Here is a 25,447-nt window from a genome sequence, read left to right as displayed (position 1 = left end):
ACTCCTTTTGTCGAACTCTTAGTGAAGATTGACTGCGTCGTTGAGGTACAGCGTCGTCAGCAGCGCAAAGACGTAAGCCTGGATGGCACAGACCAGCAGCTCAAGCGCGGTCACGCCGATGATGAACAGGAAGCTGATTGCGCCGACGCCCCAGCCGAGCGGGCCGCCGTTAAAGCCGTTCACGATGAAGCTTCCGAACACTTCCATCAGGATGTGGCCGGCGATCATCGCGACGAACAATCGGAGGCCGAGGCTGAAGGGGCGGACCATGAACGAGATGAACTCGATGCCCGCGATCAGCGGGACCATGATCTTTGGTGTGCCGTGCGGCACGAACAGCGAGAAGAAGTGGAGGCCATGACGGGCGAAGCCGACGATCAGAACGATCGAGAAGCTCAATACGGCCAGGACACCGGTGATGCTGAAATGACTGGTCGTGGTGAACTGGTGCGCGCCAGGAAAAATGCTCAGCGGGAACAGGCCGAGCAGGTTCGCGGTCAGGATGAAGACGAACAGCGAGAAGATGTAGGGCATGAACTTCTTGCCCTCAGGTCCGATGTTCACCTTGACCATGTCGTCGATGAAGCCAGTCAGACCTTCGACTGCCATCTGCCAGCGGCCGGGGACGAGCTGACGCTTCATGCCCATCATCATGAAGCCGGTGATCAGCGCGAGCGCGATCAGCAACCACAGAGAGCTGTTCGTGAAGCTGATGTCGTAGGGTCCCAGATGCAGCGGAACGATCGGTTCCACCGTGAACTGGTGCATCGGATCGATCTTGCCTGCTTCGGCCACTTCGGTCTTACCCTCTTACGACTTCGGACCGGGCGTTCCGCCGACGGTGTTTTCGAAATGCGCATCACGTTCACCACGCCGACGCCGAAACCGACGAACAGCATCACCAGGAAGAACGTCGGAAAGGTCCCGAACAAGGTGTCGAGGCCCCATCCGATGATCCCGCCACCGACCGGCGCGCCGACCAGGTGACTGAACATCAGCTGCCAGATCCGATTGGTCGGATTTGGCTCTGCCTTGTGGACCCTCTTCGCTTCTGCCTCCTGCAGTTGGTCGAGCCGCTGTTCGAGCGATTCGAGCCTTGCGTCTGGTGGAAGCTTTGGGTCCTGCCCGGTCTCGTCCGTCGCCATGATCTTTCCCTGTGCGTCGCCCCGCCTTGATTGGGGTGTATTAAGGGCGAGAAACATGGCGGCGACCGAGGCCGCCTAGGCGCCGCCCCTTTATGAAGGGGCGGGGGCAAGTCAACCACTGCGAGCGGCCTGTTGGCGAGTTGCCTGAGGCATGTCAGTCTCCGCCGCATGAGAGCTGCCATATTGATGGCCGTCATGTTGTCCGCGTGCGGTCAGCGGTCGGCGGTGTTCCCTGCGAACGACGAAGCTCCAACAGCCGTCGCAAATCAGGCGGAGAGCCCGAAGGCAACTCCAGCTCCGGCGGCTAAGCCCTTCAAGGTCGAAGAAGAGTCCAGCCTCTACAATTTCTCCTACAGCTGGTCAGCCGAAGCAGCTGCCGTGCCGCAGCTTGTCGAGCGGTTCACCAAGGACATGGAGAAAGTGAAATCCGAGATGATCGCGGGGGCGAAAGAAGATCGCGACGAGCGGCTCAAGCAAAAGTTCGACTATCATACCCACGAGGTGCAGCGATCCTATGAGACTGCCGGGCAGTCGGACCAGCTATTGAGCCTGGAGAGCAGCATCTACGGGTTCACGGGCGGAGCGCATGGCTCAAGCGGTTCCGGATCGCTGCTGTGGGACCGCAAGCTTGCTCGAGAGGTATCCATTCAGGATTTGCTCCAGCCCGGCACAAGCTGGACCGGCGCGATCCGTCAGCCTTTCTGCGTTCTTCTCGACCGCGAACGCGAGAAACGGCGCGGCGAGCCGGTTAAGAAGGACGACCTGTTCGGCAATTGCCCCGAGTATAAGGAGGTCACCGTCCTCTTGAGCGACAGCGACAAGAACGGACGCTTCGACCATCTCGTTGTGATCGTCGATCAATATGTTGCTGGGCCTTATGCCGAAGGGAATTACGAGATTTCGCTTCCGATCACCGCCGGGATGATGGAGCGGTTGAAACCCGAATATCGATCGTCGTTCGAACCCCGCCCGCCGGTGAAATAGCTCAGCCGCAATAGCTCGGCTGCGCGATGACCTGTCCCGGCTGGCGGCGGCGCCAGACGCCATCCTGGAGCAGATAGACCTCCCCAACCTGCACGCGCGTCAGCAATTCACAGCCGGTCGCGAGCCCGGCCACCTGTGGAGTGACCCCGCGACGCCTCGCAAGATCGACGTAGAGCGAGCGCCTGCGGATGTTGATGGCGCTGACCTGTCTCTGCACGACAGGGGTCGATGGCGCGGCGAACCCCAGATAGCCGTCATACCGTTCGCCAACCTGCCCAGCCCGACGAGCACCCGCGAGCTCGGCGTATGCCTGTGATGGCGCTGCTGCAGGGATGGCTGCGGCGGATGCGCCGATCGCCAGGAGCAAGATCCAGCGCATCACTGCTTCGGCGGCTGCGGGAAGGCGTCCGGGTTCTGCTGGATGAGTTGCTGAGCATCCTGCTGGAGACGAACGAGGACTTCCTGCCGGATTTCGACATTGAGGTTGATCTCGATCGGCTTGTCCGGCGTCTTCACCGTTACGCAGCCGGTCAACGAAGCGGCCAGGGCCGTGCCGGCAATCAACCGCAGTTTCGGTCTCCGTTTCATGGTCATCGGCTTACTCGCTTGGCTGGGGTTTTGTGGAAACATCCACCTGCTCCTGGATGGGTGGAACGTTTGACTGCTGTTCTTCTTCCTTCTTCAGGACGCGGATCTCGGTCGCGAGACCCGGCGCATCTAGAGGGAAGGGAAGGACGGGCTGGATGACCGCCGACGGGTCCTTGAAGCCCTTGGCCATTTGAACCAGCGCCCGGAAGGGGCCCTTGACGTTGAGGTTCACCTTCAGCGGGACCTTCTTGAAGGCGTTTCGCACGAGTCCCGCTACGAAGCCTCCGCGGTTTCCGAGGGATACCTCGCCAATTTCGAAGCGTGACGCGAATTCGCCTGCCAAGTCGCCATCCAGTCGGATGGTCATCTGGTGATACCGCATGTTGCTGAGCAGGTCGAAGGCGAGCCCGACTGCAATTCCCGCCTTGGGCTTGGTCCCGTTGTAATTGAACTGACCGCCCGGCTCCCTTGAATCTAGCCGTCCGCCGACAACCCGCCCGCCATTCTCGTCGAAGATCATCGGCAGGACGCCGTCGAACGTGCCGGTAATCTCGATTCCCTGGAATCCGAAGGTGTCGATGAAGCGCTTCGCATCGAAGCCGACAACCTCGAATGTCAGGCGCTTGGCGGTCGGCCGGCTGAAGTTCAGGATCGTTTCCCGGAGGATCAGGCGGCCGCCCATGAATGGCCACTCGCCGCGCTCGACTTTCACCAGCTGACCGGGCAGCAATTGATACCGGATCACGCCGTTCTCGACGAGAATGCCGGGGTTGATGGTCGCGACCGTCGCGGTCTGGCCGGGAGCCGTTTCCAGGCCGAGGAGGTCGGTGAAATGCACGTTGCCCGAAAGACCGGTCACTGGCCCGAATGGTGCCGCTAGGTCCATGCCTGCTGTTGAGAAGTCGCCGGTCGACGTGACCTTGCCCTCGCCGTCCCAGTTGATCACGCCGCGGCCGCTCAGTTTGCCTTGGACGAGTGCGATCACGCCTTCCGTGAGCCGGGTGATCTCTTCCGGCTGCAGACCTTCGCCAAAGGTGATGCCGGGCACATCGAGGGTTGCCTGCCCGCTGCCGCTCGACAGCTCGTGGCGGATGGTCACGTCGGTGATCTTCGTCCCGCTTGCGGGGTGGACGAGCGTTCCGCCGGCGTTGATGTTGTCGCCCGAAAGCTTGACCTGGAAGTCGTTGCTTCGAAGCGTGTAGAAGCGTGGCGTCTCGCTTCGGTCGGACAGGTTGAGCGCGCCGTTGACGGTCAGGTCTTTCCTGAAATAGCGCCAGCGCCCGTCGGCGTCGGTGATCAGCAGTGGGACATTGCCGATCGTCGACTTTGCCCCGCCGAACGTGCCGCTGATTCCGCTTCCGCTGAACGTGCCACGCAACCGCGCCGCGTCGAATGCGAAAGGCGCTTCGATTCTGCCAAGACGGACGGCGAGATCGGCGGCTGAGAATTGCTTGCCGATAATCTGCGCGCCGTCGGCGCGAAGCTGCAGCGGCGCTTTGCCCAAGCGTCCGGCAAGTCTCGGATCGTTGAGCTTTGCCGCCACTCGAAGGTCGCCGCCGGCAGGTTTCGAAACGATCGCTGGGCCGATGGCGCAGACGGGCAACCTCGTCGGCCCGAATTGGATCTCCCGCATCCGGAAATAGCGCCAGCTCGCGACGATGCAGCCGCGCCCGACCGAGAATGCGCCGGCTGGGCCGAGGCGGCCGTTGAGCGGGAGGCGGAAAGCCTGGACCCGGCCGTCCGGAAACGGTCCATCGAGTAGTGCGACGGTATCGAAGTTGGTCGCCCCGTTCGCACTTGCCTGGAAGCGGATTGGATTCAAGGCGAGCCGGGATGCGCCTGCCTGGTAAGGCGCGAAACGGGCCAGGCCCTTCATAGGCGCTCCGCTGCGCGGCTGACGAAGCAGGACCTGGCCCTGCGGCAGTTCGCCGCCAGCCATCTTGATCAGCCCGTCGACGCGGAGCTTCGCGGACGGCCAGTAGTAGGTCACGCCATCGCCCCCGGAGACCTGCACCTGCGCCCCTGAGTCGGCGCGGACGTTGGCAGTCTCGATCCGCGCTGCTCCGCCACCCGGGAAGTTGACCATCCGGATCGAGCCCGACGCGTCGAACGACTTGGCCGACTTGCTGATCGCATTGCTGATGGCGACGGCGATCGGCCCGATCGGGGTGTTGCGGGCCGCCGAAAGCGGTTCGGTCACGTTCGCCATCACCGAGGAAGCGAGGTCGGCATTCTCGGCCGAGTAATCGGCGACCAGTGCCAGCGTGCCCGCGCTGGCGCCGATCAGGTATTTCCCATTGATTCGCGTGCGGTCTGCATAGATCGGGCCAAGCCGCGATCGCTGAGCTGCGACGTCGATCTTGCCGTAGGCGGACTTGGGCGTACCCGTGAACCGGACATTGCCGGTCATCGCCGCAAGCCCGTTCGCGCCGGCGATGACCCGCTGGGTCGTGACCCGGGCGCTTCCATCGAAGGTGGTGAAGCTTTCGCTGAAGTTGGTGTCGAGGTCGAACCTCGGGGCATCCATCAGCAAATTGCTGACGGGGCAGGCGAACCTGTCCGCGATGAACGGACCTTCGACCCGCGGCCGCCGGGCAATTACGCGGATCGCCGTATAGGCGCGCATCCCGTCGAGGCTGCACCGGCCCATGTCGAGCTTCGGGCTGACTGCCGCCAGATTGCCGCGGAATCCTCCCGTCAAATTGCCCGAACCAGCGAGCGCGAACCCGAGCGTCCCGAACGGGGTCTGCAGACTGATGCTGCTGTCGGCGATGTCGAGAACGACATTGGGAAGCGAGAACGGCTTGCCGGTCGGCGGCGGCAGCAGCTTGCTGACTTCGCCCCAATTGACCTTGCCGTCGATGACCTTGCCCTTCAGCCGAACGCCGCGCGCGACGATGCGGTAGACTCGAACGCCCCCGCTCAGCTTCCACCGGACCTGGATGAGCGCGTACCGGGCGACGAGATCGGGATTTTTGGGGTCGCCGATAACGAGGTTGCTGACTTGCTGCGTGCGCAGTCCGACACGGTCGAGCTTGTAGGTCGCCCGCACCCCCTTCTGCTCGAACTGGTCCTGTAGAACCCGCGTCGCGATCGGCCGGCGCGCGATCCAGACGCCTGTGATCAACACCACAAACAGGACCAGGAGGGCCAGCGACGCGATCGCGGTGACGCGCCGCCAGCGGCGCCGACGCACCACTACGGTACCACTGGAGAACTCGCCTTCGTCACTCTGCCGCGCAGCCATCGGCGTTTAGTAACCCTCCCGATACAGGCACGTTCCGTTGGCGGCACGAACGGACCGTTGCAAGCAGCCGACGATGTCGCCTAGCAGTCACACCGGACGGGGACACTCCGGGTAACGCGTCTGGGCATAGGGCCCGCCTTCGCCAGCGCCTTTCCGAAGGCGGGTGGAAGGCATTGCTCGACCACGAGCTGGTCGAATACCTCCTCGCGCTCGCGATCCCGCGCCGCGATACGAAGGCGCAGGCGCTGATCGCCCAGTTTGGTGGAATTGACCCGCTCCTTTCCGCGGACGCGGAGACCCTCAAGCGCGAAGGCCTGACCGAAGGGGTGGTCGCGGCGCTCAAGATCGCCGAGGCGACTGCCCTGAGGCTGCTGGAGACGCGGCTGGAGGGACGGCCGGTGCTTTCCAGCTGAATGCCCTGCAGGATTATCTGCGCGCGGCTATGGCGCATTCGCCGGTCGAGGAAGTCCGCGTCCTGTTTTTCAACGCCAAGAACATGCTGATCGCAATCGAGGCGATGTGGCGTGGGTCGGTCGACGAAGCGTCGATGCACGTTCGCGAGGTGATGAAGCGGGCAATGCCGCACGGCGCGACCGCGATCTCATCGTCCACAATCACCCAAGCGGCGACCCGGCGCCGAGTCAGGCGGACGTGAAGCTGACACGCGAGCTTGTGGAAGCAGGGCGGTACATGAAGGTGGCGGTGCACGATCGTGTCATCGTCGGCGTGCAGGGACAGTCGAGCCTACGCGCGATGGGACTGATGTAGCATTCGCGCGCGATCAGCCGATGGTGCGCACGCCTTCCTTGGCCCAATCCAGATCGACATCGACGCCTTGCTCGGCCCACTCTTCACGGGTCCAGCATTTGGTTTTCTCGAGGCGGCTGCCGGTGATGGCCTCGATATGCATGCAATATTTGGTTTCGGGCGTCCCTGCCGGAGCGGTCGTTGTTGGTGTTGTGTCCCGATTTGTAGCGAATGCCGGCGAGGCGGTGGCGATCACGCTGAGTGCAACGATCAGTGCTTTTCGTGCCATGTCGGTTCTCCTTGACGCTGGCCCGCCCCTTATAGCGCTTGTCTCCGACATTTGATGCATTCGGGCGGCTCTGCTAGCCGCCCCGGCCATGGTTCCCCGCTATTCCCGCCCCGACATGACGGCCATCTGGTCGTCCGAAAATCGCTACCGCATCTGGTTCGCCATCGAAGTCTTCGCTGCCGAGGCGATGGGGAAGGTCGGGATGATCCCGGCCGAAGACGCAGCGAAAATCCGCGCCGCGTACGACCGGGACGTGCTGGGCGAGATCGATGTCGCGGCCATCGACGAGATCGAAGCGGTCACCAAGCATGACGTGATCGCCTTCCTGACCTGGGCGGGGACAAGCTTGGACCCGAGAGGCGCTGGCTGCACCAGGGTATGACCAGCTCGGACGTGCTGGACACGGCATTTGCTGTGCAGCTTAAGCAAGCGACCGATCTCCTGATCCAGGACCTCGACGCGTTGCTGGCTGCGCTGAAGAAGCGTGCGTTCGAACACAAGATGACGCCGACGATTGGACGCAGCCACGGAATTCACGCCGAGCCTACGACGTTCGGGCTCAAGCTGGCGCAGGCCTATGCCGAGTTCGATCGCGGTCGCTCGCGCCTCGTAGCGGCTCGCGACGACATCGCGACCTGCGCCATCTCGGGGCGGTCGGGACGTTCGCCAACGTCCCGCCGGAAATCGAGGCGCATGTCGCCAGGGAGCTGGGCCTGACGCCCGAGCCGATCTCGACCCAGGTCATCCCGCGCGACCGCCATGCCATGTTTTTCGCGACACTGGGTGTCATTGCTTCGTCAATCGAGCGCCTCGCGACCGAGATCCGTCATCTCCAGCGCACCGAGGTGCTTGAGGCCGAGGAATATTTCTCGCCGGGCCAGAAGGGCAGCTCGGCAATGCCGCACAAGCGCAATCCGGTTCTGACGGAGAACCTAACGGGCCTTGCGCGCGTCGTCCGAAGCGCCGTCGTCCCGGCAATGGAGAACGTCGCGCTTTGGCATGAGCGGGACATCTCCCATTCGTCGGTCGAGCGCTTCATTGGCCCGGACGCGACGATCACGCTGGATTTCGCTCTCGCGCGGCTCACCAGCGTTGTCGACAAGCTGCTCGTCTATCCGGAGAGGATGGAGAAGAACCTCAACCGCATGGGCGGACTTATCCACTCGCAGCGCGTGTTGCTGGCATTGACCCAGGCCGGGCTCAGCCGCGAAGACTCCTACGCCTTGGTCCAGCGCAACGCGATGAAGGTGTGGGAGTCCGACGGCCAGCTGTCGTTGATCCACCTGCTGAAGAACGACCCTGAGGTAAGCGCGAAGCTCAGCGCCGAGCAACTCGAGAGCCTGTTCGACCTCGACTATCACCTGAAGGAAGTAGACGCGATCTTCGAGCGAGTTTTCGGAGGCGCGAAGGCTTGAGCGCCCGGCTGCAGAAGCCCTAAACGCTTGAAAGGCTGTCCCGGCGGCTGCCGGAAGTCCTCTAGAGCTTATCCCGGATACGGCTGAAGAAGCCTTTCGAGGCCGGGCATTCGTCTCCGGTCTCGGTTTCGCGGAATTCTTCCAGGATCTTCTTCTGCTTGGAATTGAGCTTGGTCGGCGTCTCGACCAGCACGCGCGCGACGAGATCGCCGCGTCCGCGCCCGTTCAGAACACTCATGCCTGACCCGCGCTGGCGAAGCTGTTCGCCGGACTGGATGCCGGCAGGAATCTTCAGATCGATGGAGTTTCCGTCGATGCCAGGCAGACTGATCGTTCCGCCGAGCGCCGCCGTCGTGAACGTGACCGGGCATTCCGCGACCAGAGTCGTGCCCTCGCGAGCGTAGATCGGATGCCGCTTCATGTGGACGAAGATGTAGAGGTCGCCGCCGGGTCCGTTGCGAACGCCCGCTTCACCTTCGCCGGCAACGCGGATGCGCGTGCCTTCGTCCACTCCCGCCGGGATCTTGACCGAGAGCTTGCGTCGCTTGAGCGAGCGCCCTTCGCCTTCGCAGGCGTGGCAGGGATCGGCGATGACCTCGCCGCTTCCACGGCAGGTCGGGCAGCCGCGCTCGACCATGAAGAAACCCTGTTGCGCGCGAACGCGGCCCGCGCCGCCGCAGGTGCCGCAAGTCTTCGCGCAATCTTCAGCGTTGCAGCCGCGGCCCTCGCAATTCTCGCACTGGGCAAGCGCTTCGATCGAGATGTTGGCTTCGGTGCCTGCAAACGCATCCTCTAGCGACAATTCCAGGTCGTAGCGCAGGTCCGCGCCGCGTGCCGGGTTCTGCCGTCCATGCTGCCGATCGGCGAACTCGCCGAAGATCGACGAGAAGATGTCGGAGAAGCTCTCGAAGCCACCAGCACCGCCGAAGGGATCGCCGCCGCCGCCGCCATTGTGGAACGCAGCCTTGCCGAAGCGATCGTAGGCTGCGCGCTTCTGCGGGTCTTTCAGGCACTCATAGGCTTCGCTGATCGCCTTGAACTGGGCCTCGCGCTCGCTGCAGCCGTTGTGACGGTCAGGATGATGCTCCTTGGCGAGCTTGCGATAGGCGGCCTTGATCGTCTCAGGGTCCGCCGTGCGCTGCACGCCAAGAACAGAGTAATAATCCTGATCCACCACTTACACGCCCCCGGTACGCGCGGCTGACACCGGCTGAGCTACAGCCGGCATCGCCCTTTAGCCCTTATTCTCTTCGTCGACCTCGGAGAATTCCGCGTCGACGACTTCTTCGTCAGGCTGCGCCGAAGACTCGCCGGCTTCTGCACCGGCCTCACCGCCGGTCGCACCTTGCTCCTGCTGGGCCTTGTACATGGCCTCGCCTAGCTTCATCGCGGCCTGCGCGAGCGCTTGCGTCTTTTGCGTCATCTGCTCGGAATCGCCGCTCTCGACCGCGGTCTTCGCCTCAGTGAGCGCAGTTTCGATTTCGGTCTTCACGGATGCATCGACCTTATCGCCATGCTCACGCAGCTGCTGCTCAGTTGTGTGGATGAGGCTTTCGGCCTGGTTTTTGGCCTCGGCTGCCGCACGCCGCTTCTTGTCGTCCTCGGCGAACTGCTCGGCTTCCTGCACCATCTTGTCGATGTCGGAATCCGAAAGGCCGCCTGACGCCTGGATGCGGATCTGCTGCTCCTTGCCCGTGCCCTTATCCTTCGCGGTCACGTGCACGATGCCGTTGGCGTCAATGTCGAACGTCACCTCGATCTGGGGAACTCCGCGCGGAGCAGGCGGAATGCCGACCAGGTCGAACTGGCCGAGCATCTTGTTGTCCGCGGCCATCTCGCGCTCGCCCTGGAAGACGCGGATCGTCACCGCGTTCTGATTGTCCTCGGCGGTCGAGAAGACCTGGCCCTTCTTGGTCGGAATGGTCGTGTTGCGGTCGATCATCCGGGTGAACACGCCGCCAAGGGTCTCAATGCCAAGCGACAGCGGGGTCACGTCGAGCAGAAGAACGTCCTTGACGTCACCCTGCAGGACGCCGGCCTGGATCGCCGCGCCCATTGCGACGACTTCGTCCGGGTTCACGCCGGTGTGCGGCTCACGGCCGAAGAATTCCTTCACCTTCTCACGCACGCGGGCATGCGGGTCATGCCGCCGACGAGCACGACGTCAGCGATATCTTTTGCCTCGAGTCCGGCGTCCTTGAGCGCCTTCTTGCAGGGCTCGATGGTGCGCTGGATCAGGTCGTCGACCAGCTTTTCGAGATCGGCACGGGTGATCGTCTCCACCAGGTGGAGCGGCGTCGTCGCACCGCCTTCCATGCGGGCGGTGATGAACGGCTGGTTGATCTCGGTCGACTGGGCCGAAGACAGTTCGATCTTCGCCTTCTCGGCCGCTTCCTTCAGGCGCTGAAGCGCGAGACGGTCGGTGCGAAGGTCGATGTTTTCCTTCGCCTTGAACTTGTCAGCGAGGAAATTGACGATGCGAGCGTCGAAGTCCTCACCGCCGAGAAAGGTGTCGCCGTTGGTCGACTTCACCTCGAACACGCCGTCGCCGATCTCGAGGACCGAGATATCGAACGTGCCGCCGCCAAGGTCATAGACGGCAATCGTCTTGCCCTCCTCTTTCTCGAGGCCATAGGCCAGCGCGGCCGCGGTCGGTTCGTTGATGATGCGAAGCACTTCAAGACCCGCGATCTGGCCGGCGTCCTTGGTCGCCTGGCGCTGCGCGTCGTTGAAGTAAGCGGGAACGGTGATGACCGCCTGGGTGACGGTCTCGCCGAGATAGGCCTCGGCGGTTTCCTTCATCTTCTGCAGGATGAAGGCCGAAATCTGCGACGGCGAGTAATCCTTGCCGCCGGCCTGGACCCACGCATCGCCATTGTTGCCCTTGACGATCTTGTAGGGGACTAGCTCCGTATCCTTCTTGGTGATCGGATCGTCGAAGCGGCGGCCGATTAGGCGCTTCACCGCGAAAACCGTGTTGTCCGGGTTCGTGACAGCCTGGCGCTTGGCCGGCTGTCCAACGAGGCGCTCGCCGTCCTTGGTGAATGCGACTACCGACGGGGTAGTGCGTGCGCCCTCGCTATTCTCGATGACCTTGGGCTTGCCGCCTTCCATTACGGCAACACAGCTGTTGGTCGTGCCCAAGTCGATGCCAATGACCTTGGCCATATCTAAGTCCCTCTCTCCAAAGCCCCTCTTCGGCCCCGAACAGGCAGCCGAAGTGTTGATTTCGGGGCGATATAGGTGGCGTTTAGGGAACGACAAGGATTGTTCGGATAAGGGTGCGCCGCTCGGTTTCGGATGTATGAACCGGAGTTGCGTTGCGTATGTTGTCCAGCGGGCGTGGCTCACGCCCGAGCGCGTGCGTATGGTCGCGCTTGTCAGCGGCATTGCCGGCCTGGCGATGCTATTATTCCTCTATTTCGGAGGGCAGGGGACGCTCGATCCGTTCGGTCAACCGATCGGCACGGATTTCTCGGCGTTCTGGCATGCCGGCCGCCTGGCGAATGACGGCAGCGCTCCCTCCGCCTGGGACGTGACGGCCCTCAATGCAGAAGTCCGCGTGACCCACCCGGGTTCGGAATTTGCGACTGCCTGGGTCTATCCGCCGGTCTTCCTGTTGATCGCGAGTCCGCTAGCGATGCTTCCCTATCTCCATGCGCTTGCGATCTGGCAGGCCGTCAGCGTTCTGCTGCTCGCAGCGGCATTGAAGGCGATCCTGACTGATTGGAAGAGCGTCGCGGTCTGCCTGGCGTCTCCGTTGACCCCTCTCGTCCTTGCGCATGGCCAGAACGCATTCCTGACAGCAGCGCTTCTCGGTGCCGGCCTGGCCTCACTAGCGGTCGGAAGAGGAACGGGCGCCGGCTATTTCGGCGGATTGGCCTACAAACCGCAGCTCGCACTCCAGCTCGCTCCGTTTCTGCTGTTCACGAAGAACTGGCGAGCGCTGGGCGTGGCTTTCACTGTCGCTGCGCTCGTGATCGCATTGTCATGGCTCCTTTGGGGAACCGAAGCCTGGCTCGCCTTTGCTGCGAGCGCGAGCGCCACAAGGCACTTCATGGAAGAGGGCGCGGTCGGCCTTCACAAAAGCGCTAGCCTGTTCTCCCTGGCCCGGATGTGGGGTGCACCCGTAGGACCTGCCTACCTCATCCAGGCTCTGAGCGCGCTTAGCGGCCTCGCGCTGCTGTGGAAGGCGCGCCACGCTCCACCCTTCGTCCTGGGCGCGGCCGCGTGCGTCGCCATCGCGCTATCGACACCCTACCTGCTCGACTACGACATCGCCCTTGTCGGTCTCGGTGCCGTATTTCTTTTCGCGGAAGGGCGGCGAACCTCGTTCCTAGAGTACGAACGAACGGCCCTGGCCTACATTTGGGCCACGCCTTGGTTCGCTCGCCAGGTCGCTGAAGTTGTCCATCTTCCGCTCTTACCGATTTCGATGGTTCTGTTGGCGGTCTTGGTCTTTCGCAGGGCGGTCCTTGCACGGTCCGGGCTTCCATCTCGTTGCGCAGGGAATGCTTCATCTGGCCTTGCGTTGGCAACGGCGACCCGTGGCAAGGGCGAGCCATGAGCAGCCCAAAACCAGTGCGCCTCGCGAACATAAGCGCATGCTTCGGCTTGGGGACGGCGGCACTTTTCCTTCTCCTTGCCGGGCTAACGGGACTGAAGCTGAGGTTTGCGCCGGTCCCGATCGCTCTGACGACCTTGATCCTTGGCGCGCTCTTCGCCGCGCGGCGCCGGCACGAACGTGAGGATGGCGACGAACGGCTCGCGGCAGGGACGGGGGTCGTCATGATCCTATTCTGCGGCGGTTTAGGCAGCGGTCTGATTTGCCTCGTGGGGCAGACGTTCGGGCTTCCGTTCGTCGATCCCGCGTTGCATCGTGCCGACCTCTCGATGGGAATCGATCTCGAGGCGATCATTCGGGTGATTGCGGGCGTCCGCGGTCTGCCGGAGGTCCTGGCGTTCGCCTACAATTCGTCCTTTCCTCTGGTGTTCATCACTGCACTTTCGCTTGCTCATATGCGGAAGTTCGAGCGCGCATGGGAATTGTGTACGATGTTTAATCTGTGCCTGCTGGTCGCGACCGTGTGCTCAGCTCTGGTCCCTGCGGCCGGGCCATTTTACGTTCTCCCGATTCCGGTCGGGGTTCAGCAACTATTGCCGGCCGGATCGGGCACCTATCATTTGAGCCACCTGTTTGCCCTTCGCGAGGCGAAACAGTTCGTCATCGACCCGTCCCAGCTTCAGGGCGTCGCGACATTCCCGTCTTTCCACACGGCGCTGGCCTTGATGACCGCGGCCGCATGGCGAGACGTCAAATGGATGTGGATACCGATGCTGGGCTGGCAGGCGCTGGTGATTGTCTCGACGATTCCGATCGGCGGACATTATGCGATCGATTTGGTGGCCGGAGCGGCCTGCTGGGCATTCGCGGCAGCATGGTGGAGGAGGAGCGTCGGCGCTCCTTACGGCATGACCATCCCGCCATTCACGTTGAGGGTCTGGCCGGTCACGTAACCGGCTTCCTTGCTGGCTAGATAGACAACGGCGGCTCCGATATCCTCGCCGCTTCCCATCTGACCGAGCGGTATTCGGGAGAGAATGCCCTCACGCTGCTGGTCGTTGAGCGCGTCCGTCATCGCGGACGTCATGAAGCCAGGGGCAATTGCGTTGACCGTGATCCCACGGCTTGCGAGTTCCAGAGCGACCGATTTAGTCATGCCGATCAGTCCGGCCTTTGACGCGACGTAGTTTGCCTGTCCGGGATTTCCGGTCACGCCGACGACGGAGGTGATCGAGATGATGCGGCCGAAGCGGGCCTTCATCATCGGCTTGGCGGCCGCGCGCATCAGGCGAAACGCAGCTTCGAGATTGATGCGGATGACGTCCTCGAACTCTTCATCCTTCATGCGCATGAGGAGGTTGTCCCTGGTCACGCCCGCATTGTTGACGAGGATGTCAAGCTTCCCAAGCGCTTCGAGGGCCTGCGGGACGAGCTGGTCGACCGCCGCGCCGTCGGAGAGATTGCAGGGAAGGGCGACGTGATCGCTACCCAGACCGGCGCGAAAGCTCTCAAGCTTTTCGACATTGCTGCCCGAAACCGCGAGGCGAGCGCCTTGCGCCGAAAGCGCCTTGGCGATGGAGCTGCCGAGCCCGCCCGAAGCGCCGGTCACCAGCGCGGTCATGCCGGCCAGGTCGAACATTATGCAATCTCCTTCGCGAGCGCTTCGAGGTCCTCGATTGACACGACGCTCGTGACTTTCACGTCGGGCAGGATTCGCTTGACCATCGTCCCAAGCACCTTGCCGCCAAGCTCGACGAATTCCTCGACGCCGGCTTCGCCCATGTTGGCGACGCTTTCACGCCAGCGGACCATTCCAGTGACCTGCTCGACCAGCAGGTTGCGGATCGTGTCGGGATCACTTTCCGGCTGGGCGGTGACGTTGGCGAAGACCGGTACAACGGGATCGCCGACCATTACGTAGCTGAGCGCATCGCGCATCGCTTCGGCGGCAGGCTGCATCAGCGGGCAGTGGAAGGGGCTGAGACGGGCAGGGGAATGGCGCGCTTGGCGCCCATTTCCTTCGCGATCTCGACGACGCGGTCGATGGCGCCTTTGTGACCGGACAGGACAACCTGGGTCGGGTCATTATCGTTTGCGACGGTGCAGACTTCGCCCCGCGCGGCGGCTTCGGCGATGCGACGTGCGAGTTCGAGATCGGCGCCGAGAAGTGCGGCCATCGCGCCCTGTCCGACGGGAACGGCCCGCTGCATTGCCTGACCGCGCAACTTTAGCAGCTTCGCCGTGGTCGGCAGGTCGAACGAACCGGCCGCAGCGAGCGCGGAATATTCGCCCAGGCTGTGACCGGCGACGAAATTCGCGGCTTTCGCGAAATCGACGCCGCCTTCCTTCGTCAGCGCCGCAAACACCGCGAGCGAATTGGCCATGATCGCGGGCTGAGCATTTTCGGTGAGCTTGAGCTCCTCCTCCGGGCCTTCGCGCATCAGGCGGAAGAGGTTCTGGCCGAGCGCCTCGTCGACCTCGGCGAAGGTGTCGCGCGCGGCCTGGCTTGCCTCGGCGAGCGCAGCGCCCATGCCGACTGCCTGGCTGCCCTGACCTGGAAAAAGGAATGCGCGCATTGGAGCCCCGTCGTTTCTTGAAGGCCGCGCCGATTGCACAGGGGCGGTGAAGCTGCAACACCTTGCGGCAATGACACACGAGATACAGGCCCCGCCGCGTCAGATCGGCTTCTGGACCTGCCTCGCTCTCGTCATCGGCAATACCATCGGGACCGGGATTTTCCTGCTACCGGCGGCGCTCGCCCCGTTCGGCTGGAATGCGCTCTACGGCTGGGCAATCACCGTCGGCGGCGCGCTTTGCCTGGCATATGTCTTCGCGGAGCTTGCCCGGACGATCCCGAACGCGGGCGGGCCGTATGATTATATCGCCAGCGCATTCGGTCCCATGGCCGGATTCTTCGTCATGTGGGCCTATTGGATTTCGCAGTGGGTCACCAATGCCGCCATCGGCATCGGGCTGGTGAGCTATCTGGAGCCCTTCGCCCCGGAATTCTTTGCCCGGCCCGCCGCCGGTCCGTTGACCGCAATCGCATTGGTCATAGCGATGACCGCCGTCGCTCTGCGCGGCGTCAGGGCGTCCGGTTCAGTGCAGATCGTCACGACGGTGCTCAAGATCATACCGCTTCTTGCGGTAATTTTGCTGGCAGCCGTGGTTTTCGGCGGTGGCGGCGGGACATCCGCGGCAGGCACAATGAACATCGCGCCCATGCCCGTCGGGGGTGCAGCAATTGCCGGCTCAGCCGCGCTTGCGCTTTGGGCCATGCAGGGTTTCGAAGCGGGGACGGTTCCCGCCGGCCGAGTGATCGATCCAGGGCGGACCATTGCCCGGGCGACGCTGATCGGGACCTTGTTCGTCGGGATCATCTATGTGCTGGTGACCTTCGCGGTTTTTCTGCTCTTGCCGTCGGAAGTTGCGGCAAAGTCGACCGCCCCGCTCGCGGATCTGATGAGCCGCGTCTGGGGCTCAGAGGCTGGCAAGGTGATCGCGGCCTTCGCGGCGATCAGCGCATTGGGCGCGCTCAATGGCTGGGTGTTCCTCCAGGCGGAAGTTCCGCTGGTGCTTGCCGAGCGCGGAGTCTTCCCGAGATTCTTTGCCAGGGTGAACGAAAAGGGCGCGCCGGTTTACGCGCAAATCCTCGGTTGCGGCCTCAGCGTCGCGCTGATTGCGACCAACCTCAGTAGTGGAATGATCGAAATCTACTCCTTCATCATCTTGCTAGCGACGGCGGCGACGCTGGTACTGTACCTCGCTGGGGCCCTGACGATGCTTGCCCTGCTGAAGCGGGGACAGGCGAAGGGAGCTACGGTCACGGCCGCAGCGCTTGTCGGCGCGACTTACGCTCTCTGGACATTCTACGGCGCGGGCGGGCAGGCGACCGCCTGGGGCGCGGGACTGCTCGCGACCGGCATTCCGGTCTATTTCCTGATGAAGCGGGCGAGGGTCCCGGAATAGTGTAGCGTTTGCGTATGTAATCAGCGTCGCTCGAAACTGCGGGGGAGCAGGTCGATGGCAGACAGTGACGACGGCAAGATGGGCATCTGGATGACCTCTGCCTTGGTAGTCGGGACGATCATCGGCGCGGCCATTTTCATGCTTCCGGTTAGCCTTGCGCCTCTCGGCAGGAATGCCGTGATCGGCTGGCTTGTCAGCGGCTTTGGAATGCTCTGCGTGGCCTTCGCGCTTGCCCGGCTTTCGCAGTGCGGGGGCGACGGGATCCAGGCCAATATCGAGCGGCAATTCGGGCCCACGGTCGGATTTCTGGTCGCGTGGAGTTTCTGGGTGTCCAACTGGGTCGCGCTTGCGTCGCTCGCGATTGCAGTTGGCTCGACCCTCTCGTTCATCGGACCGCCGTTCGGCGGACCCGCCTCGGTCGTTCCGGTAGCGATTACCTCGGTCGTCATCTTGACGGCCTACAATGCGATCGGGGCACGGGCCGTCGGCGGCCTGCAAATCCTGACCGTAGCGATCAAGGTGTTGCCGCTCCTCGCGGTAATCTCCCTGCTGTTCGAGCGCGGCGCGAGCGGGGCCGGCTACCAAGCCCTCGCGCCGGCAGCGGTTACGTTCGCGAACATCGCCGCGGCCACCGCCATGACGTTTTACGCTTTGACCGGGTTCGAATCCGCAACCGCTCCCGTGTGCAAGGTCCGGGATCCCGAGCGGACGCTTCCGCGAGCGATCTTCGGCGGGACCGTCTTCGTGGTGCTGCTTTACATGCTCGCGGGCACCGGCATTCAGCTGCTCCTGCCGGTGGACGTCATCGTGGCATCTCCAGCGCCGTTTGCCGACGCCCTTGCGTCCCGCTGGGGCCACGGCGCTGCGTCTCTTGCGGCGCTCGCGATCGCGGTCAGCGCGATCGGCTGCCTGAACGGCCTGATCCTGGTCACGGGTGAGCTGGGCTACTCGATGGCTCTGCGAGGAGACCTTCCGTCGGTGATGACCCGGACGCGCGGAGCGAACACGCCTTACTTCTCGCAAATCGTCGGGTCGGTGCTTTGCATCCTGCTCGTTTTCGCCAACAGCAGCCGCTCTACCGCCGACCTTTATACCTTCATCATCCTGCTTTCGACGGCGGCTATCGTCCTCTTGTATTTTGCCGGCGCATTCGTGGCGTGGAAGGCAAGCTCGACCGTCGGCTCCCGGTCTGTTGTCGTGGTGGCGATCCTGTTCCTGGCCTTCGGAACTTACGGGACCGGTCTTGAAGCCGATCTCTGGTGCATCGCACTATTGGCAGTCGGGTTGGCAATCCGGGCTGCGATGCGCCGCTTTAATTCGAGTGCCGAGACCAACCTGCCGGCGGTGGCGATTCCAGTCGCGCCTCCGGGATCATCCGCCTGAGCTTGCTGGCAAAGCTGCGCAGGCAGACTTCGCTGGTTCCCAGCGGCCCCGCGACATAGGCCGGCGACTGCATGCCGAGCTGCACTCGAGTGATCAGCTCGGTGTCCTCGGCATTGACGCGGCGGTTGATGCGCCAGTTGAGGTAGCGCACCGCCTTCATCTCGCGGCGGTCGTCGGGAAGCGCATAGCTGATCTCTCGGATGACGCTCTCGGTTGCGCTGATCGGCAGGAACTGCATGAAGTCGACTTGGTCAGGATAGATGTCGAACGCGACGTTGGGGAATAGCTTGTAATAGAGCCACTTGCGCTGGTGACTCTCCGGCAGGTGATCTACCGACGGAAGATGGTGCTGGTAGATGCGCTCCGACGGATTGGTCGACTCCTTATCGACCAGGTCGCCTTCCATCTTGTCGACCCATTCCTGCGCTTCGATCCGGTAACTCCGGCCGAATAGGCGGGTCAGGCCCGGATGGCCGACCGGGATATGCAAGTGGTCGGAATAATTGTCGGCGATCGTCTTCCAGTTGAGCGACCGCGGCCGCAGGCGAACCTGTTGAAGCGCCCTCAATTCCCTGAAGCGGTAGGGCTCAATCTCTTCCTCGTAGGGCGCCATGATCTCGGCGACCGCCGGCACGCCTGGCTCGAGCGTGATGAACAGGAAGCCGCGCCAGTTCTCGAGTGCGACCGGGAAAAGTCCGAGCTTCTCCGTCTGCAGCCCAGGATACTCCTGCCGGTGCGGAATGCCGACGAGGCGCCCGTCACGCGAAAAGCTCCACGCGTGATAGGGACAGGTCAGGACCTTCGAGCATCCCCTTTCGCCATCGACCAGCCGGGACCCGCGATGCCGGCAGATGTTCGAGAAAGCACGGATCTCGCCGTCGTCGCCGCGAATGACGATGATGCTTTCGCCGAGATATTCGAGCGTGCGCCAATCGCCCGGCTGGGCGATCTCGCTCTCGTGGCAAACGATTTGCGGCGCAGCGCGAAGGAACGCGCGCTTCTCGGCATCGAAAAATTCCGGGTCGAAGTATAGCCAGCCGGGGAGGCTGAGGTCCTCCAGCGGGTCCTTCGTCGGCTCAATCGATTTCAGGTGCGTCGCCATGGCACCCATGTGCCACGGCGCGTGCTCTCGCACAACGAGAAGGGGTTGGCGCCGCGGGCGAGGGGGAGTGTCCCGCGGCGCCGAACGTAGCGGCTGCGTGCTAGGCCGCTACGAGGAGATCGGAATCGATCAGGCCTGCGAGATGGGATTTCTTGGCCTTGATGAATTCGACGAGGAGGTCGGAATAGTTGCCTGGGACGGCTTCGATGACCGAGGGCCGCTTGAGCAGGACGTTGGCCCAGGCGCGAACCTTCGGGCGCCGCTCGAGGACGTTCAACTCCGCCCGGCGTTCGAAGACGTCGAAGTAGCGGAATACCGGCGCGAAAGCCGCGTCGACGAGGCCGAAATGCCCCCGGCGAAATAGGTGCCGGCAAGCTCGGGCTCAACCTGCGCCAGCTTGCTGTCGATGGAGGCCAGAGCCTTTTCGAACTGCGCGCGGTCCTGCGCGACATAGAGCTGGTAGATGTCGCCGAGGGTTGCCGAAGCGAACTCCACCCAGGCGCGCTCACGGGCACGTGCAATGGGATCGGCGGGAAGTAGGCGGTCCTCTAAAATCTCGTCGAGATATTCGGCAATGACGGCGCTCTCGAACAGGATGTCCTGTGTTCCGTCGTCGTGAGTCACTTCGAGGACCGGGACCTTGCCGGTCGGCGAAATCGCCAGGAACCAGTCGGGCTTGTCCGCGAGATCAATGTCGACCCGCTGGTACTCGATGCCCTTCTCCTTCGCGACGATAACGGCCCGCTGGACGTAGGGGCAAAGCTTGTGACTGATCAGGCGAAGGTGTTTCGGCATTCTCGACTCCATTCAATGCAAGTGCATATATATTTATATGCAATCGCATTGAATCGTCAAGATTGATGCAAGTGCATGAATTGGCTAGAATTCCGACCCATGGAGATTTGCACGGAAGACCGGACGAACGCCTGCACCGAGGTTGCGGAACGCGCCTGGGTTCAGCTGATTCGCGCGCACCGGAGCACGCTTTCCAAGGTGGAGCGCGCGCTAAGAGCTGCCGATCTGCCGCCGTTGGAGTGGTATGACGTGCTCTTGGAGCTGGAGCGGGGCGGGCCGCTGCGGCCCCGCGACCTTCAGGACCGGCTGCTGCTCGCCCAATATAATCTATCCCGGCTGATCGATCGCATGGCCTCGGCGGGCGTGGTCGAGCGCGAACGCTGTTCGGAGGACGCACGATGCCAATGGGTGCGAGCGACGCCGAAGGGCGAGGCTTTGCGAAAGTCGATGTGGCCGATCTACGCCGGCGCGATCCGGGAAGCGGTTCAATCGAAGCTGACACCGTCGCAGGCGCGCCAGATCGGCGATTTGCTTGAGCGCCTGAGCTCCTGCCCGGCTACCTGCGGCTAACCACCGCCGCGGCTTGCCTTTTCACCGCCATTAAGCCATAGGCGCGGCGCTGGCGCGGAGGGGCTCCCTACGCGCCCGTTGTTTTTGGAAGACAGCCGGAGGGGCGTGCCACTGGGGTACGTCAGCGATCGGCCAACAGTGAGAAGCAAAGCATGCCGCTCTACGAGCATGTTTTCCTCGCGCGTCAGGATCTGGCCCAGGCTCAGGTCGATGCGTTGGCGGAAAACGCTACCAAGATCGTTACCGACAATGGCGGTAAGGTCGTCAAGACGGAGACTTGGGGTCTTCGCAACCTTTCCTATCGCATCGCCAAGAACCGCAAGGCCCACTACGTCGCGCTCGACATCGATGCGCCGGCGCCGGCCATTGCCGAGCTTGAGCGTCAGACGAACATCAACGAGGACGTGATCCGTTTCCTCACCATTCGCGTCGACGAGCATGAGAGCGGCCCGTCCGCAATGATGCGCCGTGGCGAGCGCGATCGTGAGCGCGGTCCGCGCGGCGATGGAGACCGTGGCGGCTTCCGTGGTGACCGCGGCGACCGTGGCGACCGTGGCGATCGTGGTGACCGCGCCCCCCGTGGCGAAGAGATGGAGGCCTAAGCGATGGCACGTGCATTTTTCCGCCGCCGCAAGAGCTGCCCCTTCTCCGGCAAGGACGCCCCCAAGATCGATTACAAGGACGTTCGCCTGCTGCAGGGCTTCATGTCCGAGCGTGGCAAGATCGTTCCCAGCCGCATCACTGCGGTTTCCACCAAGAAGCAGCGTGAGCTGGCGAAGGCTATCAAGCGCGCCCGCCACATCGGCCTGCTTCCCTACATCGTGAAATAAGGAGCAAGAGACATGGAAGTCATCCTGCTCGAGCGTGTCGAAAAGCTTGGCGGCATCGGCGATGTCGTGAACGTCAAGAACGGTTTCGCCCGCAACTACCTGCTGCCGAACAAGAAGGCGCTCCGCGCCAACGAGTCGAACCGCAAGGTTTTCGAAGCCAATCGCGCGAAGATCGAGGCCGATAACGCCGAACGTCGCACGGATGCCGAGAAGGCCGCGAAGGGCGTCGACGGCAAGACCGTCAAGCTCATCCGCCAGGCGTCGAACACCGGCCAGCTCTATGGTTCGGTTTCGGCCCGCGACATCGTCGAGGCGCTGGAAGCCGAAGGCGCCAAGGTCACCAAGAGCCAGGTCGTTCTCGATCGCCCGATCAAGAACATCGGCGTCCACGACGTGAAGGTCGCACTGCACCCGGAAGTCGCGGTGACCGTCAAGGTCAACGTCGCGCGCTCGCCGGAAGAGGCAGACCTGCAGGCGCAGGGCGTCGACGTCCTTGCCCAGATGTTCGAGGAAGAAGCCGCGCCGGCCGCCGAGGAGCTCGCTCCCGAGGCAGCCGTGGAAGCCGCTGCTCCGGCTGAAACCGAAGCGGAAGCATCCGCGCCGGCTGAGGCAACTGAAGACGAGCAATAAGCTCGCACTTCAGGCTCGACTGAAGATTGAGGCCGCTGGAGCGATCCGGCGGCCTTTTTCTTTGCCTACTCTTTCTATTCGTCGCGAAAAGAAGTCCGGCGCGTCAGTTCGTCGCAATCCGGCTCCCACAGCGGGAACGGCAGCGCCTCCGCTCATGTTCTGAATCTTGAGAGCAATCGGGGCCGCGAATGGAGGACAGTATGGCGGAGCGTGATCAGAACGAAGGTAGTGGCCAACAGCCCCCGATCAGCCAGCAGCAGGAAAATGAGTCCCGTCAGCAATCTGAGGGCAAAAGCGCGGAACAGGAGCTCGATAAAGCCGATCGGCAGGAGCAGGATCTCCAACCGGAAGGCCAGCAGTCGAGCCAGCAGCCAGGTCAAAGCTCAGGCGGATTTGTCGGCAGTCAGGGCCAGGACTCGGGAGAATATCTGCAAAAGGACGGAAACCCCGAAAGCGGCTTTGCCGAACAGGGGCAGGGCGCGCCCGAACAAGGCGACATCGAGCGCGGAACCGAGCGCTCGCAGGATAGCGACAGCGACATCGAAGGGTCGAGCGACAACAGCTGACGCTTAAACTTCCGGGAAGGCGCCGCGCCCGTTGCCCACGGCCACGGCCACGGCGCCTTTCTTATTCGGCGGGTACTGCCGTGCGTTCGAGGAACGCCGCTTCGCGCTCGATCAGCGGGCTGAAGCTTGGGCGAGCAAGGATGCGCTCAACGTAGCGCTTGGTGCGCGGATGCTTGGCGGAGTCGAACTCCACGCCCAGGTGGATGAAATTCACAAACGGGCTCGCGACGGAAATGTCCGCGAGCGTCAGCGAATTGCCAACCAGATAACCGCCATCATCCGGCACGACGCTTTCGAGATAGTCGAGGATCGGCGGGAGCTCATCGCGAAGTGCGGTCTCAGCCGCTGCTTCGTCGCCCGGCCGGTTGAGGAAGCGCGGCGCGACCACCCGGTTGAAGAACACTTTCTGCCCGCAACCAAATAGGACGGTATCCGCAAACTCGTCGAACCAGACTGTCGTGCCGCGAGCTCTTGGCTCGGACGGGATGAGTTGCGTTTCCGGGAATTTCGCATCGAGATAGTGGCAAATCGCGCTGGAGTCGGCGAGGCAATAATCTCCGTCCTTCAGGGCGGGCATCTTCCGGAACGGGCTCGCCGCGCAGAAGTCCGGATCGGCATCGGCGATCCGCGTCGGCCTGACCTCGAGCTCTATATCTTTTTCGTTCGCGAAGGCGACGCACTTCCGAACGAAGGGCGACAAAGTAGATCCGAAGAGAATCATGACGAACTGCCTCCCGCTGCAGGTTGAACCGCGGACATTCCCCTCCGCGGATTCGTTGGTCGCGCACATAGCATGGGAGAAATGCAATGCGCAGCCACAGCGGCAAGGACAAAGCCCGGAACAACATGCATGACCCGACTGTCCGGGAACGGCAGTTGGAGCATAAAAAGGCTTCGATCACCGGGCGAACGAACGAAATGGGTTCGCACGCGCGGAAGAGCGGCCAGAAAGGTGCCGGCGGCCACCGCTAGCTGATCCGGTAGCAATCCGCGACGCGATCCAGCGCGAGCGTGAGCACCAGCTTGCCCGCTCGCGCTGGCCAGCCAAGCGCCGTTTCTGCCTCGCGCATCCCTTCGCCTGAGCAGACCACGCGCCACAAGATATCGGAAAACCGGGCCCGGCGGCATCGATCGCCGGGTGAAAGCGGCGCTTCGCATCGATCTGCGAACCCTTGAGATCAACATCACCGCCCGATCCTCCTCGCCGGCCGGAAATTGGCGCTGCGTCCCAGGCCATCGTTACGCGAGCCGAAAGCTGGGCTCGCTTTCAGTCACCGCGCAGCCGCTCGCCTGCGTCGAATTGCCTTCGCGTGACCAAACCGCGCGAATGAAGCCAACCGAGAGGGGATTCTGCCAGATTGACGGTCACGGAAAGGGCCGGCCAGCCCCGGCGAGACTTTGCTTCCGGCGCTTCCTCGTCGTCGATCGGCCGTTCGACCAGCAACCGACCATTTGTGCACTTCTACATTCCGCCTCCGCTGTCTATTGCCCTTGGGCTTGCCACAATGGAGAAACTGTAGGACAGAGAGAAAACCATACTGGTTCGTTCGATCGGTTGGGAGCACGGTATGATTACGCGCATTCGGGATGTTCGACGCGCTCGCGGAATGACGCTCGACGATGTTGCGAAGGCGTGCAGTCCACCTACCACCCCGCAGACGATCGGGCGCCTCGAAACGGGCACTCGGACCGTTTCGATTGTCTGGCTGAATCGCATTGCCGACGCATTGGGTGTGGACGCCGCCGACCTGGTCGAAGGCGGTGGCGAAAAGGCGGAGCTACCTGTCGTCGCGGTGCTCGGTACAGCGGGAGCGTCAGCCCCGAAGCGGACAGGCGTTGTGGTGGCCCCTCGCCCCAAGCCGGGGCAGGTCGCGATCACCGTGTTCGCGAGCAATGGCGATTACCGCGCCGGAGACGAGATCTGGTGCGATACGGTCGAAGCGGACGGCTTCGCCGCAGCGCTCAATCGGGATGTGCTGGTGCCGCGGCCAGCCGGCCGCTTCCTTTTCGGGCGACTGATCGACCGCGACGACGAACGGCTGCAACTACTTCCACCCGGAGCAGGCGGACGTCAGCAGATTGTGGCGAACCCACCTTGGATCGCGGTCGCGACCAAGCTCGTCAGAGGCCTGTAGCGCCTACTGCTGGTGCTGGCTTCCGGGCGCGCTCACCCCCTCGAGCGCCTGTCCCGCTGTGTCTTCGTCGGTTTCCCGAGCCAGATCGCCAAGGCTCACGATACCTACCAGCCTTTCCTGATCGTCGATGACCGGTAGACGGCGGACCTGCGCCTCACCCATCTTCCGCGCGGCTTCCTCGACCGGCTCGTCGGCATGCGCAGAGACCACGCCGCTGGTCATCAGCTCACTGACGAGCGTCTCCGGGCCATATCCCAGCGCAACCCCGCGCACCGCGATGTCGCGGTCGGTGATCATGCCGACCAGCCGATCTCCGTCCGTCACCGGGATCGATCCGGCATCCGCCTGCAGCATGAAGCGCGCCGCATCCCGGGCCTGCTGGTCCGGCCGCACCGTTTCGATGTCCTTGGTCATGACTTCCGAAACCTTCATTGCCGCCTCCTATTCCGTTGAGCCCGAGTAACGAACTCAGAGCCGCGGCGTTCCTG

The 25,447-nt window shown here is 63.0% G+C and carries 24 protein-coding genes and 5 pseudogenes; 13 read left to right on the top strand and 16 right to left on the bottom strand.

Annotation, left to right across the window (positions count from 1 at the left end):
* Positions 1 to 18: 18 nt before the first annotated feature.
* Positions 19 to 768 (bottom strand): F0F1 ATP synthase subunit A, encoded by a 750-nt coding sequence (locus H9L14_RS08945; RefSeq protein ID WP_187707832.1) that lies wholly within the window; start codon positions 766 to 768, stop codon positions 19 to 21.
* Positions 681 to 1,145: an AtpZ/AtpI family protein gene (locus H9L14_RS08940; protein ID WP_187707831.1), complete on the bottom strand. Its 465-nt coding sequence runs from the start codon at positions 1,143 to 1,145 to the stop codon at positions 681 to 683. The genes H9L14_RS08945 and H9L14_RS08940 overlap by 88 nt, the downstream gene beginning before the upstream one ends.
* Positions 1,146 to 1,370: 225 nt before the next feature.
* Here H9L14_RS08940 and H9L14_RS08935 point away from each other — a divergent pair, with 225 nt between their 5' ends.
* Positions 1,371 to 2,129, top strand: coding sequence for a PdaC/SigV domain-containing protein (locus H9L14_RS08935; RefSeq protein ID WP_187707830.1), 759 nt, complete (start codon positions 1,371 to 1,373; stop codon positions 2,127 to 2,129).
* A 1-nt stretch (position 2,130) separates the two neighbouring features.
* Here the strand turns inward: H9L14_RS08935 and H9L14_RS08930 are convergent, their stop codons facing one another.
* From H9L14_RS08930 to H9L14_RS08920, 3 genes are read right to left on the bottom strand one after another with little or no spacing between them, the layout of a single operon-like run.
* Positions 2,131 to 2,508 (bottom strand): YdbL family probable chaperone protein, encoded by a 378-nt coding sequence (locus H9L14_RS08930; protein WP_246444590.1) that lies wholly within the window; start codon positions 2,506 to 2,508, stop codon positions 2,131 to 2,133.
* The gene (locus H9L14_RS08925; RefSeq protein ID WP_187709932.1) at positions 2,508 to 2,717 is read right to left on the bottom strand and encodes a YnbE family lipoprotein; all 210 of its coding nucleotides are present in this window, start codon (positions 2,715 to 2,717) and stop codon (positions 2,508 to 2,510) included. The genes H9L14_RS08930 and H9L14_RS08925 overlap by 1 nt, the downstream gene beginning before the upstream one ends.
* 10 nt (positions 2,718 to 2,727) lie before the next feature.
* Positions 2,728 to 5,913: an intermembrane phospholipid transport protein YdbH family protein gene (locus tag H9L14_RS08920; protein WP_222949798.1), complete on the bottom strand. Its 3,186-nt coding sequence runs from the start codon at positions 5,911 to 5,913 to the stop codon at positions 2,728 to 2,730.
* A 149-nt stretch (positions 5,914 to 6,062) separates the two neighbouring features.
* Here H9L14_RS08920 and H9L14_RS08915 point away from each other — a divergent pair.
* A pseudogene (locus tag H9L14_RS08915) lies at positions 6,063 to 6,732 on the top strand (JAB domain-containing protein); the annotation flags it as partial.
* A gap of 13 nt (positions 6,733 to 6,745) precedes the next feature.
* Here the strand turns inward: H9L14_RS08915 and H9L14_RS08910 are convergent.
* Positions 6,746 to 7,000, bottom strand: a complete 255-nt coding sequence (locus tag H9L14_RS08910) for a hypothetical protein (protein ID WP_187707827.1) — start codon at positions 6,998 to 7,000, stop codon at positions 6,746 to 6,748.
* Positions 7,001 to 7,088: 88 nt separating this feature from the next.
* Between H9L14_RS08910 and purB the strand changes: the two are divergent.
* Positions 7,089 to 8,415 (top strand): annotated as a pseudogene (gene purB, locus H9L14_RS08905) (adenylosuccinate lyase).
* A gap of 61 nt (positions 8,416 to 8,476) precedes the next feature.
* On the opposite strand, the gene dnaJ reads toward purB, so the two are convergent.
* Entirely contained in the window at positions 8,477 to 9,592 is a 1,116-nt protein-coding gene (gene dnaJ / locus H9L14_RS08900) for a molecular chaperone DnaJ (protein ID WP_246444026.1), read from the bottom strand.
* Between the two features lie 57 nt (positions 9,593 to 9,649).
* Positions 9,650 to 11,583, bottom strand: a pseudogene (gene dnaK, locus H9L14_RS08895) (molecular chaperone DnaK).
* 199 nt (positions 11,584 to 11,782) lie between these two features.
* On the opposite strand from dnaK, the gene H9L14_RS08890 reads away from it, so the two are divergent.
* Both H9L14_RS08890 and H9L14_RS08885 read left to right on the top strand, forming a co-directional pair.
* A complete protein-coding gene (locus H9L14_RS08890) occupies positions 11,783 to 12,982 on the top strand; it encodes a glycosyltransferase family 87 protein (RefSeq protein WP_187707826.1) in 1,200 nt (399 codons plus the stop codon).
* Positions 12,979 to 13,932: a phosphatase PAP2 family protein gene (locus tag H9L14_RS08885; protein WP_187707825.1), complete on the top strand. Its 954-nt coding sequence runs from the start codon at positions 12,979 to 12,981 to the stop codon at positions 13,930 to 13,932. Before H9L14_RS08890 ends, H9L14_RS08885 begins: the two co-directional genes overlap by 4 nt.
* On the opposite strand, the gene fabG is transcribed toward H9L14_RS08885, so the two are convergent.
* Positions 13,881 to 14,618, bottom strand: coding sequence for a 3-oxoacyl-[acyl-carrier-protein] reductase (gene fabG, locus H9L14_RS08880; protein WP_187707824.1), 738 nt, complete (start codon positions 14,616 to 14,618; stop codon positions 13,881 to 13,883). The genes H9L14_RS08885 and fabG overlap by 52 nt on opposite strands.
* Positions 14,618 to 15,555, bottom strand: a pseudogene (fabD, locus tag H9L14_RS08875) (ACP S-malonyltransferase). The gene fabG and the pseudogene fabD overlap by 1 nt, the downstream one beginning before the upstream one ends.
* A gap of 70 nt (positions 15,556 to 15,625) precedes the next feature.
* On the opposite strand from fabD, the gene H9L14_RS08870 reads away from it, so the two are divergent.
* Both H9L14_RS08870 and H9L14_RS08865 read left to right on the top strand, forming a co-directional pair.
* Positions 15,626 to 16,948 (top strand): amino acid permease, encoded by a 1,323-nt coding sequence (locus H9L14_RS08870; RefSeq protein ID WP_187707823.1) that lies wholly within the window; start codon positions 15,626 to 15,628, stop codon positions 16,946 to 16,948.
* Between the two features lie 54 nt (positions 16,949 to 17,002).
* Positions 17,003 to 18,331: an APC family permease gene (locus tag H9L14_RS08865; RefSeq protein WP_187707822.1), complete on the top strand. Its 1,329-nt coding sequence runs from the start codon at positions 17,003 to 17,005 to the stop codon at positions 18,329 to 18,331.
* On the opposite strand, the gene H9L14_RS08860 is transcribed toward H9L14_RS08865, so the two are convergent.
* The 3 genes from H9L14_RS08860 to H9L14_RS08855 all read right to left on the bottom strand — a co-directional run bounded on the left by H9L14_RS08860 (position 18,261) and on the right by H9L14_RS08855 (position 20,228).
* The gene (locus H9L14_RS08860) at positions 18,261 to 19,433 is read right to left on the bottom strand and encodes an aromatic ring-hydroxylating oxygenase subunit alpha (protein WP_187707821.1); all 1,173 of its coding nucleotides are present in this window, start codon (positions 19,431 to 19,433) and stop codon (positions 18,261 to 18,263) included. The genes H9L14_RS08865 and H9L14_RS08860 overlap by 71 nt on opposite strands.
* A 100-nt stretch (positions 19,434 to 19,533) precedes the next feature.
* A complete protein-coding gene (locus tag H9L14_RS15080; protein WP_222949796.1) occupies positions 19,534 to 19,710 on the bottom strand; it encodes a hypothetical protein in 177 nt (58 codons plus the stop codon).
* Positions 19,707 to 20,228, bottom strand: a complete 522-nt coding sequence (locus H9L14_RS08855) for a glutathione S-transferase family protein (protein WP_222949795.1) — start codon at positions 20,226 to 20,228, stop codon at positions 19,707 to 19,709. The genes H9L14_RS15080 and H9L14_RS08855 overlap by 4 nt, the downstream gene beginning before the upstream one ends.
* A 75-nt stretch (positions 20,229 to 20,303) precedes the next feature.
* On the opposite strand from H9L14_RS08855, the gene H9L14_RS08850 reads away from it, so the two are divergent.
* The 5 genes from H9L14_RS08850 (at position 20,304) to H9L14_RS08830 (ending at position 22,824) form a co-directional block, all read left to right on the top strand.
* The gene (locus H9L14_RS08850; protein ID WP_222949794.1) at positions 20,304 to 20,798 is read left to right on the top strand and encodes a MarR family winged helix-turn-helix transcriptional regulator; all 495 of its coding nucleotides are present in this window, start codon (positions 20,304 to 20,306) and stop codon (positions 20,796 to 20,798) included.
* A 152-nt stretch (positions 20,799 to 20,950) separates the two neighbouring features.
* Positions 20,951 to 21,400, top strand: a complete 450-nt coding sequence (gene rpsF / locus H9L14_RS08845; protein ID WP_187707820.1) for a 30S ribosomal protein S6 — start codon at positions 20,951 to 20,953, stop codon at positions 21,398 to 21,400.
* Positions 21,401 to 21,403: 3 nt separating this feature from the next.
* Positions 21,404 to 21,628, top strand: coding sequence for a 30S ribosomal protein S18 (rpsR, locus tag H9L14_RS08840; protein ID WP_187707819.1), 225 nt, complete (start codon positions 21,404 to 21,406; stop codon positions 21,626 to 21,628).
* 12 nt (positions 21,629 to 21,640) lie between these two features.
* Positions 21,641 to 22,258, top strand: a complete 618-nt coding sequence (gene rplI / locus H9L14_RS08835) for a 50S ribosomal protein L9 (RefSeq protein WP_187707818.1) — start codon at positions 21,641 to 21,643, stop codon at positions 22,256 to 22,258.
* Between the two features lie 200 nt (positions 22,259 to 22,458).
* Positions 22,459 to 22,824, top strand: coding sequence for a hypothetical protein (locus H9L14_RS08830; RefSeq protein WP_187707817.1), 366 nt, complete (start codon positions 22,459 to 22,461; stop codon positions 22,822 to 22,824).
* Positions 22,825 to 22,885: 61 nt separating this feature from the next.
* Here the strand turns inward: H9L14_RS08830 and H9L14_RS08825 are convergent, their stop codons facing one another.
* Together H9L14_RS08825 and H9L14_RS08820 are read right to left on the bottom strand one after the other, a co-directional pair.
* Positions 22,886 to 23,545, bottom strand: coding sequence for a glutathione S-transferase family protein (locus H9L14_RS08825; RefSeq protein ID WP_187707816.1), 660 nt, complete (start codon positions 23,543 to 23,545; stop codon positions 22,886 to 22,888).
* A 247-nt stretch (positions 23,546 to 23,792) separates the two neighbouring features.
* Positions 23,793 to 24,250 (bottom strand): annotated as a pseudogene (locus H9L14_RS08820) (DUF6456 domain-containing protein).
* 142 nt (positions 24,251 to 24,392) lie between these two features.
* Here H9L14_RS08820 and H9L14_RS08815 point away from each other — a divergent pair.
* Positions 24,393 to 24,959 carry a helix-turn-helix domain-containing protein gene (locus H9L14_RS08815; RefSeq protein WP_187707815.1) on the top strand — a complete coding sequence of 189 codons (567 nt, stop codon included), beginning with the start codon at positions 24,393 to 24,395 and terminating at the stop codon, positions 24,957 to 24,959.
* Between the two features lie 3 nt (positions 24,960 to 24,962).
* On the opposite strand, the gene H9L14_RS08810 is transcribed toward H9L14_RS08815, so the two are convergent.
* Positions 24,963 to 25,391: a CBS domain-containing protein gene (locus tag H9L14_RS08810; RefSeq protein ID WP_187707814.1), complete on the bottom strand. Its 429-nt coding sequence runs from the start codon at positions 25,389 to 25,391 to the stop codon at positions 24,963 to 24,965.
* Between the last annotated feature and the right edge of the window lie 56 nt (positions 25,392 to 25,447).

The sequence above is a fragment of the Sphingomonas sediminicola genome, from assembly GCF_014489515.1.
In the GTDB taxonomy this organism is placed as follows: Bacteria; Pseudomonadota; Alphaproteobacteria; order Sphingomonadales; family Sphingomonadaceae; genus Sphingomicrobium; species Sphingomicrobium sediminicola.
Note: the sequence above shows the minus strand (reverse complement) of the source record. Positions and strands in the feature narration are given on the sequence as shown.

Coding starts and splice junctions, on each gene's coding strand:
- H9L14_RS08850 (WP_222949794.1), top strand. CDS start 20,304: ATGAATTGGCTAGAATTCCGACCCATGGAGATTTGCACGGAAGACCGG.
- H9L14_RS08825 (WP_187707816.1), bottom strand. CDS start 23,545: ATGATTCTCTTCGGATCTACTTTGTCGCCCTTCGTTCGGAAGTGCGTC.
- rpsR (WP_187707819.1), top strand. CDS start 21,404: ATGGCACGTGCATTTTTCCGCCGCCGCAAGAGCTGCCCCTTCTCCGGC.
- H9L14_RS08815 (WP_187707815.1), top strand. CDS start 24,393: ATGATTACGCGCATTCGGGATGTTCGACGCGCTCGCGGAATGACGCTC.
- H9L14_RS08870 (WP_187707823.1), top strand. CDS start 15,626: ATGACACACGAGATACAGGCCCCGCCGCGTCAGATCGGCTTCTGGACC.
- H9L14_RS08930 (WP_246444590.1), bottom strand. CDS start 2,508: ATGCGCTGGATCTTGCTCCTGGCGATCGGCGCATCCGCCGCAGCCATC.
- H9L14_RS08885 (WP_187707825.1), top strand. CDS start 12,979: ATGAGCAGCCCAAAACCAGTGCGCCTCGCGAACATAAGCGCATGCTTC.
- H9L14_RS08830 (WP_187707817.1), top strand. CDS start 22,459: ATGGCGGAGCGTGATCAGAACGAAGGTAGTGGCCAACAGCCCCCGATC.
- H9L14_RS08810 (WP_187707814.1), bottom strand. CDS start 25,391: ATGAAGGTTTCGGAAGTCATGACCAAGGACATCGAAACGGTGCGGCCG.
- fabG (WP_187707824.1), bottom strand. CDS start 14,618: ATGTTCGACCTGGCCGGCATGACCGCGCTGGTGACCGGCGCTTCGGGC.
- H9L14_RS08945 (WP_187707832.1), bottom strand. CDS start 768: ATGCACCAGTTCACGGTGGAACCGATCGTTCCGCTGCATCTGGGACCC.
- rplI (WP_187707818.1), top strand. CDS start 21,641: ATGGAAGTCATCCTGCTCGAGCGTGTCGAAAAGCTTGGCGGCATCGGC.
- H9L14_RS08860 (WP_187707821.1), bottom strand. CDS start 19,433: ATGGCGACGCACCTGAAATCGATTGAGCCGACGAAGGACCCGCTGGAG.
- H9L14_RS08910 (WP_187707827.1), bottom strand. CDS start 7,000: ATGGCACGAAAAGCACTGATCGTTGCACTCAGCGTGATCGCCACCGCC.
- H9L14_RS08865 (WP_187707822.1), top strand. CDS start 17,003: ATGGCAGACAGTGACGACGGCAAGATGGGCATCTGGATGACCTCTGCC.
- H9L14_RS08890 (WP_187707826.1), top strand. CDS start 11,783: ATGGTCGCGCTTGTCAGCGGCATTGCCGGCCTGGCGATGCTATTATTC.
- H9L14_RS08855 (WP_222949795.1), bottom strand. CDS start 20,228: ATGCCGAAACACCTTCGCCTGATCAGTCACAAGCTTTGCCCCTACGTC.
- H9L14_RS08925 (WP_187709932.1), bottom strand. CDS start 2,717: ATGAAACGGAGACCGAAACTGCGGTTGATTGCCGGCACGGCCCTGGCC.
- rpsF (WP_187707820.1), top strand. CDS start 20,951: ATGCCGCTCTACGAGCATGTTTTCCTCGCGCGTCAGGATCTGGCCCAG.
- H9L14_RS08940 (WP_187707831.1), bottom strand. CDS start 1,145: ATGGCGACGGACGAGACCGGGCAGGACCCAAAGCTTCCACCAGACGCA.